This window comes from Burkholderia sp. AU38729 (assembly GCF_020419725.1).
Lineage (GTDB): Bacteria > Pseudomonadota > Gammaproteobacteria > Burkholderiales > Burkholderiaceae > Burkholderia.
Window position 1 is genome coordinate 80,055 of sequence record NZ_JAIZQO010000003.1, and the last position, 12,141, is coordinate 92,195.

Here is a 12,141-nt window from a genome sequence, read left to right on the forward strand (position 1 = left end):
GCGGCAGCCGGCGATCGATGGATCTGCAAGAGTAGGGAGACGACGTGTCAGCGGCACTGCGTTTTGACAATATCGGCAAGGTCTTTCCCGGCGTGCGCGCACTCGACGGCATCTCGTTCGACGTGCATGCGGGCGAGGTGCATGGCCTGATGGGCGAGAACGGCGCGGGCAAGTCGACGCTGCTGAAGATTCTCGGCGGCGAATACCAGCCCGATGCGGGCAGCGTGCTGGTCGACGGCCGGTCCGTGCAGTTCGCGAGTGCGGCCGCGTCGATCGCGGCCGGCATCGCGGTGATTCACCAGGAGCTGCAGTACGTGCCCGACCTGACGGTCGCGGAAAACCTGCTGCTCGGCCGCCTGCCGAATGCGTTCGGCTGGGTGAGGAAGCGCGAGGCGAAGCGTTTCGTGCGCGAACGGCTCGCGGCGATGGGCGTCGACCTCGATCCCGATGCGCGGCTCGGGCGGCTGTCGATCGCGCAGCGGCAGATGGTCGAGATCTGCAAGGCGCTGATGCGCAATGCGCGCGTGATCGCGCTCGACGAACCGACCAGCTCGCTGTCGCATCGCGAGACCGAAGTGCTGTTCAAGCTCGTCGACGACCTGCGTGCGCAGGGCCGCGCGCTGATCTACATCTCGCACCGGATGGACGAGATCTACCGGCTGTGCGACGCCTGCACGATCTTCCGCGACGGGCGCAAGATCGCGTCGCACGAATCGCTCGCCGACGTGCCGCGCGAACGGCTCGTCGCCGAGATGGTCGGGCGCGAGATTTCGGATATCTATCATTACGCGCCGCGTGCGCTCGGCGACGTGCGCTTCGCGGCCGAAGGCATCGACGGCCCGGCATTGCGCGAACCCGCGAGCTTCTCGGTGCGCGCGGGCGAGATCGTCGGTTTCTTCGGGCTCGTCGGCGCGGGCCGCAGCGAGCTGATGCGGCTCGTGTACGGCGCGGATCACCGGCGTGCGGGCGTGCTGACGCTCGACGGCGCGCGCATCGACGTGAAGCGCACCGGCGACGCGATCCGCCACGGCATCGTGCTGTGCCCCGAGGACCGCAAGGAAGAGGGGATCATCGCGATCGCGTCGGTCGCGGAGAACATCAACATCAGCTGCCGCCGCCATTCGCTGCGCGCGGGGCTCTTCATCAATCGCAAGGCCGAAAGCGAAACGGCCGACCGTTTCATCCAGCGGCTCAAGATCAAGACGCCGAGCCGGCGCCAGAAGATCCGTTTCCTGTCGGGCGGCAACCAGCAGAAGGCGATCCTGTCGCGCTGGCTCGCGGAGCCCGACCTGAAGGTCGTGATCCTCGACGAGCCGACGCGCGGGATCGACGTCGGCGCGAAGCACGAGATCTACGACGTGATCTACCGGCTCGCGGAACGCGGCTGCGCGATCGTGATGGTGTCGTCGGAGCTGCCGGAAGTGCTCGGCGTGTCCGACCGCATCGTCGTGATGCGCGAAGGCCGGATCGCGGGCGAACTGCCGCGCGAGCAGGCGAATGAACACGCGGTGCTGAACCTGGCGCTGCCGCAGACGAGCGCCGTCGAGGCGGCCTGACGCCGCACACGACAATCGAATCGGACAGGCACGGCGCGGGCCGTGCGATGCAGGAGCAGGAGACTCAATCATGCAAGTCAACGAAAACCTTGGCAGCGCCGCCGTGAAGCCGTCGGCCGACGCGCTGGTGCCGCAGCAGAGCGACCGCCAGAAGTGGTGGCAGCATCTGACCGAATACAGCCTGATCGCGATCTTCGCGGTGATGTTCATCACGATGTCGCTGACCGTCGATCACTTCTTCTCGATCGACAACATGCTCGGCCTCGCGTTGTCGATCTCGCAGATCGGCATGGTCGCGTGCACGATGATGTTCTGTCTCGCGTCGCGCGACTTCGACCTGTCGATCGGCTCGACCGTCGCGTTCTCGGGCGTGCTGTGCGCGATGGTGCTGAACGCGACCGACAACACGTTCGTCGCGATCGTCGCGGCGGTCGCGGCCGGCGCCGCGATCGGCTTCGTGAACGGCGCGGTGATCGCGTACCTGCGCATCAACGCGCTGATCACGACGCTCGCGACGATGGAGATCGTGCGCGGGCTCGGCTTCATCGTGTCGAAGGGGCAGGCGGTCGGCGTGTCGTCGGATACGTTCATCGCGCTCGGCGGGCTCACGCTCTTCGGTGTGTCGCTGCCGATCTGGGTCACGCTGCTGTGCTTCATCGCGTTCGGCGTGCTGCTGAACCAGACGGTCTACGGCCGCAACACGCTCGCGATCGGCGGCAACCCGGAAGCCTCGCGGCTCGCGGGGATCAACGTCGAACGCACGCGCGTGTACATCTTCCTGATCCAGGGCGCGGTGACGGCGCTCGCGGGCGTGATCCTCGCCTCGCGCATCACGTCGGGCCAGCCGAACGCCGCGCAGGGCTTCGAGCTGAACGTGATCTCCGCGTGCGTGCTTGGCGGCGTGTCGCTGATGGGCGGCCGCGCGACGATCTCGGGCGTCGTGATCGGCGTGCTGATCATGGGCACCGTCGAGAACGTGATGAACCTGCTGAACATCGACGCGTTCTACCAGTACCTCGTGCGCGGCGCGATCCTGCTCGCGGCCGTGCTGCTCGACCAGCTGAAGAACCGCGGCGTCCGCGACTGACCCGATCCGCTCTCACGGAGACGAACCGCATGACCATCGACACTTCCGCGCATGACCCGCACACCGCGAGCCACGCGCGCTTTGCACGCTACCCGAGCCTCGAGGATCGCGCGGTGCTGATCACGGGCGGCGCGACCGGCATCGGCGCGGCGTTCGTCGAGCACTTTGCCGAACAGGGGGCGCGCGTCGCGTTCGTCGACCTCGACGCGGCGGCCGGCGCCGCGCTCGCGGAACGCCTCGCGCACGTACGCCATGCGCCGCTGTTCCTCCCGTGCGACCTGACCGACATCGACGCGCTGCGCCATGCAATCGACGCGATTCGCGCGCGCATCGGCGCGATCGCGGTGCTCGTGAACAACGCGGCGAACGACACGCGCCATGCGATCGGCGACGTGACGCCCGCATCGTTCGACGCGGGCATCGCGGTGAACCTGCGCCACCAGTTCTTCGCCGCGCAGGCGGTGATCGACGACATGAAGCGGCAGGGCGGCGGCGCGATCATCAATCTCGGCTCGATCAGCTGGATGCTGAAGAACGGCGGCTATCCCGTCTACGTGATGGCGAAGGCGGCCGTGCAGGGGCTGACGCGCGGCCTCGCGCGCGACCTCGGCCCGTTCGGCATCCGCGTGAATTCGCTGGTGCCCGGCTGGGTGATGACCGACAAGCAGCGCCGGCTGTGGCTCGACGACGCGGGCCGCGCGGCGATCAAGGCCGGCCAGTGCCTCGATGCCGAACTGCTGCCCGCCGATCTCGCGCGGATGGCGCTGTTCCTCGCGGCCGACGACAGCCGGATGATCACCGCGCAGGACGTGATCGTCGACGGCGGCTGGGCCTGACCGTCCGCACGACCCGCATCGATTCTTCGACGAAGGAAAGGAGTTCACCATGACCGCCACGTCCTCGAGCGCATCGTCGTCCACCAGCCAGTCGCGCCGTGCGCGCCTGGCCGCCGCCGCGCAGCCGGTCAGCGCCGGCCCGCAGACAGCAGCCTTCGCGCAGGGCGTCGGCGCCGCGCATGCGGCGGCCGTCTCGCTGTCGAACGCGTCGCTGCGGCTCGACGTGCTGCCGCATCTCGGCGGCGGCATCGCGCGCTTCGACTGGCGTGGTGACAACGGCGCGCTGATGCCGGTGTTCCGCCGCTGCGAGCACCCGGAGACGGCGACGGACCCGAACGAGCTCGCGTGCTATCCGCTGCTGCCGTACTCGAACCGGATCGGCGACGGGCGGTTCGAGTGCGACGGGCGCAAGGTCGCGGTGCCGCGCAACCGCCGCGACGAGCCGCTGCCGATCCACGGCGACGGCTGGCTCGCGCGGTGGCAGGTGGACGATGCGACCGGCACGTCGCTGCAACTGTCGCTCGATCGCACCGCCGGCGCGCCGTATGCGTTCCGCGCGATCCAGTCGTTCGAGCTCGACGACGCGACGCTGTCGATCGCGCTGACGATCGAGAACGCGGGGCGCGCGCGGCTGCCGTTCGGGCTCGGCGTGCATCCGTTCCTCGTGCGCGATACCGCGACCGAACTGGCCGCGGCTGCCGGCGGGCTGTGGCTGTCGGGCGCGGATTTCCTGCCGGTGCGGCACGTGAGCGTGCCGCCGGCCTGGCAGTTCGGCGTCGCGTACCCGCTGCCGGCCGCGCTCGTCAATCATGCGTTCACCGGCTGGGGCGGCCACGCGACGGTGAGCTGGCCGCGCCGCGGGCTGTCGCTGACGGTGGCGGCCGACGCCGACGCGTACGTGCTCTATACGCCGCCCGGCGAGGATTTCTTCTGCTTCGAGCCGGTCGATCATCCGATCAACGCGGTGAACCTGCCGGGCGGCGCGACCGCGCACGGGATGACGCTGCTCGCGCCCGGCGAGCGGCTCACGCGGCGTTTCGCGTTCACCGTCGAGCGCGCCGATGCGCGCGGCAATGCGGCTTCGCGCGAGGCGCGCCGGCGACGCGGGTAAAATACGCGGTCTACCAACGGTTTGCCGCGAGTACCCGCCATGTCTTCCCCGCTTACTTTCATCGAATCGCTGCGCGCCGCGTGGCAGCGCACCAATTCGCTGCTGTGCGTCGGCCTCGATCCCGAGCCGTCGCGCTTTCCCGTGCAGTTCGACGGCCAGCCCGATGCGATCTTCGAATTCTGCCGGCAGATCGTCGACGCGACCGCGCAATACGCGAGCGCGTTCAAGCCGCAGATCGCCTACTTCGCCGCGCATCGCGCGGAAGACCAGCTCGAGCGGCTGATCGCGCACATCCACCTCCAGCATCCGGGCCTGCCGGTGATCCTCGACGCGAAGCGCGGCGACATCGGCAGCACGGCCGAGCAGTACGCGCGCGAAGCGTTCGAGCGCTACCGCGCGGACGCCGTCACGGTGAACCCGTACATGGGCTACGACTCGGTCGAGCCGTACTTCGAGCACGAAGGCAAGGGCGTGATCGTGCTGTGCCGCACGTCGAACCCGGGCGGCTCCGACCTGCAGTTCCTCGACACGAACGGCCGGCCGCTGTACCAGGTCGTCGCGGATCTCGCGGCGAACAAGTGGAACGCGAAGAACGGCCAGCTCGGCCTCGTGGTCGGCGCGACGTTCCCGAAGGAAATCGAGATCGTGCGCGGGATCGTCGGCGACATGCCGCTGCTGATCCCCGGTATCGGCGCGCAGGGCGGCGACGTGCAGGCGACCGTCAACGCGGGCCGCACGGCCGACGGCACCGGCATGATGATCAACTCGTCGCGCGCGATCCTGTACGCGAGCAAGGGCGAGGATTTCGCCGAAGCCGCGGCGCTCGCCGCGCAGAAGACGCGCGACACGATCAACGCGCATCGTTGATCGGTTGCGCCGGTTGCCCGTCCGGGCAGCCGGTTCCGGCGGGCTCCCACGCGCGAGCCCGGCGCTTTCCTCCCGTTTTTCCGCTCTTCCGCCTGCCCGGCCCGCACTGGCGCACGCGGACAACTTCCCGTCGCTTCCGCACCGCATCCCCGCGCGCCAATCGCGCGATGCTGCCGCTTGTCATCGATCCGTCACGAAAATGTCAAGAAAGGAGCGACGCCATGCACAAGCTGTCCCGACGTCTTCTGAGCGCGCTTGCCGCATCGTTGTGCTTGAGCTTCGCCCATGCGGCGGATCTCTCGCACTGGCCGGCCGATAACGCGAAGGCGCTGAACGAGATGATCGCCGCGCACGCGCACCGCGGCGACTACGCGGTGTTCGACGCCGACAACACGACCTACCGCTACGACCTCGAGGAGTCGCTGCTGCCGTACCTCGAGCGTCGCGGCGTGCTGACGCGCGACACGCTCGACCCGTCGCTGAAGCTGATCCCGTTCAAGGATTCCGCCGACTACCAGGAATCGCTGACGAGCTATTACTACCGGCTGTGCGAAATCGACGACCTGGTCTGCTACCCGTGGATCGCGCAGGCGTTCGCCGGGCAGTCGCTGGCCGACCTGAAGCGCCACGTCGACGCGATGCTCGCCGACGGCCAGCCGATCCCGATCCGTTACTGGCAGGGCGACAAGGTGGTCGACGGCACGGTGAACCCGCCGCGTTTCTTCCGCGGGATGCAGGAGCTGTACAACGCGCTGCGCGAGAACGGGATCGAGGTCTACGTGATGACGGCCGCGCATGAGGAGCTCGCGCGGCTCGTGCTGTCCGACCCGAAGTACGGCTACAACGTGAAGCCGCAGAACGTGATCGGCGTGACGACGCTGCTGCGCAACCCGGCAACCGGCGCGCTGACCACCTCGCGGCTGCAGATCAAGGCCGGCAAGTACGACGAGGCCGCGAACCGCGGCCTGGTGATCACGCCGTTCCTGATGAACCCGATGACGTGGTACGAGGGCAAGCTCGGCTCGATCGTCGGCTGGATCGACCAGTGGAAGAAGCCGGTGCTCGTCGCGGGCGACACGCCGACGTCCGACGGCTACATGCTGCTGAACGCGACCGACGTCGCGCGCGGCGGCGTGCGCGTGTGGGTGAACAAGAAGGACAAGCAGATGGCGCAGATCCGCGCGTGGTCGGACGAATCGGCCGCGCGGCAGAAGTCGCTCGGCCTGCCGGTGACGGCGGACAAGAACTGGATCGTCGTGAAGCCCGACGCGATCCAGTAAGCGGGCAGGCGGGGGCGCGGCGTGCGCCCCCGGCCCGATCAGCCCTCGCGCTCGTCGAGCAGCTTCAGCAGCCCGCGCAGCGCATGCGCGGCCGCCTGCGTGCGGATCTGTTCGCGGTCGCCCTTGAACACGAGCGTCTCGACGTCGGTATGCAGCCGGTTGCTCCAGCCGAACGACACGGTGCCGACCGGCTTCTTCTCGCTGCCGCCCGCGGGGCCCGCGATGCCGGTGACGGACAGCGCGACCTGCGCGCGGCTGTTGCGCAGCGCGCCTTCGGCCATCGCGCGCGCGACGGGCTCGCTGACGGCGCCGTGCTTGTCGATCAGGTCGGGCGGCACGCCGATCATCTCGATCTTGGCCTGGTTCGAGTACGTGACGAAGCCGCGCTCGAACCACTGGCTGCTGCCGGAGATGTCGGTGATCGCCGCGGCGATCATGCCGCCGGTGCAGGATTCGGCGGTGGCGAGCGTCAGGTGCTCGTCACGCAGCTTGTTGCCTGCGCGGATCGCAAGCTGATGGACGACGGAATCGGTTGGCATGCGCGTCGGGAAACGGGAGTCGGAAAATCGGTCAGCCGACGACGGAGCGCCACAGGGCGATCACGAGCAGCGTCATGAACGCGGCGACCAGGTCGTCGACCATGATGCCGAGCCCGCCTTTCAGGCGGCGGTCGACATAGCGGATCGGCGGCGGCTTGAGCATGTCGAAGAAGCGGAACGCGACGAACGCCCACAACTGGCCGACGAAGGTCGCGGGCGTGACGAACAGCATCACGAGCCAGATCGCGACGATCTCGTCCCAGACGACGGCGCCCGGATCGGCCGAGCCCATCTTCCTCGCGGTGAAACCGGTCAGCCACGTGCCGGCCACGAAGCCGGCCGCGATCAGCGCCCACCATTCGGGCACCGTCAGGTAGCGGTTGAGCACGACGAACGTCAGCCAGCCGAACAGCGAGCCGAACGTGCCGGGCATGATCGGCGCGAGCCCGCTGCCGAAGCCGAGCGACACGATGTGCGCCGGGTGCGACAGCATGAAGCGCGCGGTCGCGCGCCGCGGCGCGTTGCCGCCGGATGCGGCGCCGGGCTCGGCCGCGGCGTGCGCGGGCGTCGGGTCAGTCTGCATGGAAGTGGTCGAAGCCGTGCAACGTGAGAGCGAGGGGCGCGCCGGCAGCGTCGCGCCAAGTGATCGCGGGCTGCTCCGACGGCGCGGACAACGCGCGTATTGTACCGATTCGGGTAACCGCCACGCCGGCCGTCACGCCCGCCGCCTCGACCGCCGCGCGGGCCGCCGCCGGCGCGGTGAAGCACAGTTCGTAATCGTCGCCGCCGGCCAGCGTGCAGCGGCGCTGCACGTCGGGCGCCAGCGTCGCGAGCGCGGCCGAGCGCGGCACCGCGTCGGCATCGATCTCGGCGCGCACGTTCGAGCGGGCCAGGATGTGCTGCAGGTCGCCGGCGAGGCCGTCCGAGAGATCGAGCGCCGCGTGCGCGATGCCCGCTAGCGCGAGGCCGAGCGCGATGCGCGGTTCGGGGTACTCGAGCGCGCGCCGGAACGCGGCTGATTCGTTTGCGCCGGCCGTCCATTCGCCGCGCGCGACGCCGAGGCCGGCGCGCGCATCGCCGAGCGTGCCGGATACCCAGACATCGTCGCCGTCGCGCGCGGCGTCACGCCGCAGCGCCGCGTCGGGCGCGACTTCGCCGAACACGGTCACGCACAGGTTCAGCGGGCCGCTCGTCGTGTCGCCGCCGATCAGCTCGCAGCGGTAGCGCTCGGCGAGCGCGAACAGCCCGTTGCTGAACGCTTCCAGCCACGCGGCGTCGGCCCGCGGCAGCGCGCACGCGAGCGTGAACGCGCGGGGCTCGGCGCCCATCGCCGCGAGGTCGGACAGGTTGACCGCGAGTGTCTTGTGGCCGAGCGCGTCGGGTGCGACGTCGGGGAAGAAGTGGCGGCCTTCCACCAGCATGTCCGTCGAAATGGCCAGCAATTTCCCGGATCGGGGCGTGATCAACGCGCAGTCGTCGCCGATGCCGAGCGTCGACGCACGGGCGCCCTGCGCGGCGCGGCGCGTGAAGAAGCGTTCGATCAGCGAAAACTCGGAGAGGGCGGCTGGCACGGCGGATGGATCCGAAACGATGGAAGGAACGGCATTGTACGAGGCGAGCGGCGGCGTTCCTGCACCGTTCAGTACAATTTTGTCGCGGCTGTTGCACCCGAATCGCCGGTCTGGCGGCCGATGATTGGCGCTACAATGCCGTCGAAGAGTCATTCTAATCCGCCCGCCAAGAGACACATGTCTACCCAAGCCTCCTCCAAAGCCAAACTTCGCGAAGCCGCGCTCGACTATCACGAATTCCCGACCCCCGGGAAAATCGCGATCGCCCCGACCAAGCAGATGATCAACCAGCGCGACCTCGCGCTCGCGTACTCGCCGGGTGTGGCGTACGCGTGCGAGGAGATCGTCGAGAATCCGCTCAACGCGGCACGCTTCACCGCGCGCAGCAACTTGGTCGGCGTCGTCACGAACGGCACGGCGGTGCTCGGTCTCGGCAACATCGGCCCGCTCGCATCGAAGCCGGTGATGGAAGGCAAGGCGGTGCTGTTCAAGAAGTTCGCGGGCATCGACGTGTTCGACATCGAGCTGAACGAGTCGGACCCGCACAAGCTGGTGGACGTGATCGCCGCGCTGGAGCCGACCTTCGGCGGGATCAACCTGGAAGACATCAAGGCGCCGGACTGCTTCATCGTCGAGCGCGAAGCGCGCAAGCGGATGAAGATTCCGGTGTTCCACGACGACCAGCACGGCACCGCGATCGTGGTGGCCGCGGCCGTCACGAACGGGCTGAAGGTCGTCAACAAGGACATCAAGAAGGTCAAGCTCGTCGCGTCCGGCGCAGGTGCGGCCGCGCTCGCGTGTCTCGACCTGCTGGTCGACATCGGCCTGCCGCTCGAGAACATCATCGTGACCGACCTGGCGGGCGTGGTCTACAAGGGTCGCACCGAGCTGATGGATCCGGACAAGGAGCGTTTCGCCCGCGAAACGGAAGCGCGGACGCTGGCCGAAGTGATCGACGGCGCGGACATCTTCCTCGGCCTGTCGGCCGCCGGCGTGCTGAAGCAGGAGATGGTGAAGGGCATGGCCGAGCGTCCGCTGATCCTCGCGCTCGCGAACCCGACGCCGGAAATCCTGCCGGAAGCGGCGCTCGAAGTGCGCCCCGACGCGATTCTCGCGACCGGCCGCACCGATTACCCGAACCAGGTCAACAACGTCCTGTGCTTCCCGTTCATCTTCCGCGGCGCGCTCGACGTCGGCGCGACGACGATCACGCGTGAAATGGAGATCGCGGCCGTCAACGCGATCGCCGAGCTCGCGCAGCACGAGCAGAGCGACATCGTCGCGACCGCGTACGGCATCCAGGACCTGTCGTTCGGGCCCGAATACCTGATTCCGAAGCCGTTCGATCCGCGCCTGATCGTGAAGATCGCGCCGGCCGTCGCGCAGGCCGCGATGGACGGCGGCGTCGCGACGCGCCCGATCGAGGACATGGACGCGTACAAGCAGCACCTGCAGCAGTTCGTGTACCACAGCGGCACGACGATGAAGCCGATCTTCCAGATTGCGCGCGCCGCGCCGGAAGAGAAGAAGCGCGTCGTGTTCGCGGAAGGCGAAGAAGAGCGCGTGTTGCGCGCCGTACAGATCATCGTCGACGAAAAACTCGCGAAGCCGATCCTGATCGGCCGCCCGTCGGTGATCGAGCACCGTATCCAGCGCTACGGCCTGCGCCTGACGCCGGGCACCGATTTCACGGTCGTCAACACCGAGCACGACGAGCGCTACCGCGATTTCTGGCAGACGTACTACAAGATGATGGCGCGCAAGGGCATCAGCGAGCAGCTTGCGCGCGTCGAGATGCGCCGCCGCACGACGCTGATCGGCTCGATGCTGGTGAAGAAGGGCGAAGCGGACGGGATGATCTGCGGCACGATCAGCACCACGCACCGCCACCTGCACTTCATCGACCAGGTGATCGGCAAGCGCCCGGGCTGCAGCGTGTACGCGGCGATGAACGGGCTCGTGCTCCCGGGCCGCCAGATTTTCCTCGTCGACACCCACGTGAACGTCGACCCGACCCCGGAAGAGCTGGCCGAGATCACGATCATGGCGGCGGAAGAAGTGCGCCGCTTCGGCATCGAGCCGAAGGTCGCGCTGCTGTCGCACTCGAATTTCGGCACGAGCAACGCCCCTTCGGCGAAGAAAATGCGCGATACGCTCACGATCCTGCAGGAACGTGCGCCGGAGCTGAAGGTGGACGGCGAGATGCACGGCGACGTCGCGCTCGACGCGGCGCTGCGCAAGGAAATCCTGCCGGAGTCGACACTGGAAGGCGAAGCGAACCTGCTGATCCTGCCGAACATCGACGCCGCGAACATCGCGTACAACCTGCTGAAGACGGCCGCGGGCAACAACATCGCGATCGGGCCGATCCTGCTGGGCGCGGCGCAGCCGGTGCACGTGCTGACCGAATCGGCGACCGTTCGCCGCATCGTCAACATGGCGGCGCTGCTGGTCGCCGACGTGAACGCCACGCGCTAACGCCAAAACGAACGCGCCAGGCCGGTCGAACCGGCGTGGCGCGTCGGGAAAATTGTAAACAAAAGCAAAAAGAGGCGTGCCCACAATGGGCACGCCGCCGGGCAGGGCGCATACGCGCTTCCCGCAAGCAACAAGCAGCATCTCTCCACTCCAGACAGCGAGCAAGGCGGGGAGGCAGTTCCCACCATTGGCGAGATGCCGTCCGGATTTTATCCTATGTAAGATAAATGTAGTGTAATTTCGGTAAGAAATGCGCGATTCCGGATATCACGACGCTTTCGATTCCCAAACGGACATTGATTCGCGCGGCCAATAACGCTACGCTAACGCCTTTGTTGGTCGTCAACTACTTGATTTAACAGCGGGAACCCTGGTTCATGGCACGCAAGTGGCTCCGCAACGGCGCGCTCGCGTCCGTCTTCGCGATGTTCGCGATGGGTATCGTCGGCACGCCGACGGGCAGTCTGGTTTCCGCCGCTTACGCACGGGAGGCCGTTCCGGCCGACGTGGCGGCGAGCGGGCTCGATACGATTCCGACCGCCCGTCTTCCGCGCGAGGCCGTGACCACGCTGGGCCTGATCGGCGCTGGCGGTCCCTATCCGTACGAGAAAGACGGCGTCGTGTTTGGCAACCGCGAGCGGATCCTGCCAAAAGCGAAGCGCGGCTACTACCATGAGTACACGGTGCCGACGCCGCGTGCCCGCAATCGCGGTGCGCGCCGGATCGTCTGCGGCGGGCCACTGCGCCGGATCGACAACTGTTATTACACGGGCGACCACTACAACAGTTTTAAACGTATTGTTGAATGACTTCGGG

11 protein-coding genes are annotated in these 12,141 nt (G+C 67.9%); 8 read left to right on the top strand and 3 right to left on the bottom strand.

What is annotated here, in order from left to right; all coding sequences use genetic code 11:
* The first annotated feature begins 44 nt into the window (after positions 1-44).
* From araG to LGM56_RS09310, 6 genes are all read left to right on the top strand, one after another.
* Positions 45-1,556 carry an L-arabinose ABC transporter ATP-binding protein AraG gene (araG, locus tag LGM56_RS09285; RefSeq protein WP_226204306.1) on the top strand — a complete coding sequence of 504 codons (1,512 nt, stop codon included), beginning with the start codon at positions 45-47 and terminating at the stop codon, positions 1,554-1,556.
* Positions 1,557-1,626: 70 nt separating this feature from the next.
* A complete protein-coding gene (gene araH / locus LGM56_RS09290; RefSeq protein WP_039353002.1) occupies positions 1,627-2,643 on the top strand; it encodes an L-arabinose ABC transporter permease AraH in 1,017 nt (338 codons plus the stop codon).
* A 29-nt stretch (positions 2,644-2,672) separates the two neighbouring features.
* A complete protein-coding gene (locus tag LGM56_RS09295) occupies positions 2,673-3,479 on the top strand; it encodes an SDR family NAD(P)-dependent oxidoreductase (protein WP_226204307.1) in 807 nt (268 codons plus the stop codon).
* A 49-nt stretch (positions 3,480-3,528) separates the two neighbouring features.
* Entirely contained in the window at positions 3,529-4,590 is a 1,062-nt protein-coding gene (locus LGM56_RS09300) for an aldose 1-epimerase (RefSeq protein WP_089494074.1), read from the top strand.
* Between the two features lie 39 nt (positions 4,591-4,629).
* Positions 4,630-5,457, top strand: coding sequence for an orotidine-5'-phosphate decarboxylase (gene pyrF / locus LGM56_RS09305; RefSeq protein WP_011350899.1), 828 nt, complete (start codon positions 4,630-4,632; stop codon positions 5,455-5,457).
* Positions 5,458-5,678: 221 nt separating this feature from the next.
* Entirely contained in the window at positions 5,679-6,737 is a 1,059-nt protein-coding gene (locus LGM56_RS09310) for a haloacid dehalogenase-like hydrolase (RefSeq protein ID WP_226204309.1), read from the top strand.
* A gap of 38 nt (positions 6,738-6,775) precedes the next feature.
* Here the strand turns inward: LGM56_RS09310 and LGM56_RS09315 are convergent, their stop codons facing one another.
* Genes LGM56_RS09315 through thiL form a run of 3 tightly spaced genes read right to left on the bottom strand, consistent with a single transcriptional unit; the run spans position 6,776 to position 8,847 of the window.
* A complete protein-coding gene (locus LGM56_RS09315; protein WP_034186407.1) occupies positions 6,776-7,276 on the bottom strand; it encodes a CinA family protein in 501 nt (166 codons plus the stop codon).
* Positions 7,277-7,307: 31 nt separating this feature from the next.
* Positions 7,308-7,859, bottom strand: coding sequence for a phosphatidylglycerophosphatase A (locus LGM56_RS09320; RefSeq protein WP_226204311.1), 552 nt, complete (start codon positions 7,857-7,859; stop codon positions 7,308-7,310).
* Positions 7,849-8,847 carry a thiamine-phosphate kinase gene (gene thiL, locus LGM56_RS09325; protein WP_089494077.1) on the bottom strand — a complete coding sequence of 333 codons (999 nt, stop codon included), beginning with the start codon at positions 8,845-8,847 and terminating at the stop codon, positions 7,849-7,851. The genes LGM56_RS09320 and thiL overlap by 11 nt, the downstream gene beginning before the upstream one ends.
* Positions 8,848-8,982: 135 nt before the next feature.
* On the opposite strand from thiL, the gene LGM56_RS09330 reads away from it, so the two are divergent.
* Positions 8,983-11,325, top strand: a complete 2,343-nt coding sequence (locus LGM56_RS09330; protein ID WP_306427099.1) for an NADP-dependent malic enzyme — start codon at positions 8,983-8,985, stop codon at positions 11,323-11,325.
* 377 nt (positions 11,326-11,702) lie between these two features.
* Entirely contained in the window at positions 11,703-12,134 is a 432-nt protein-coding gene (locus LGM56_RS09335; protein WP_031398890.1) for a ribonuclease domain-containing protein, read from the top strand.
* The last annotated feature ends 7 nt before the right edge of the window (positions 12,135-12,141 follow it).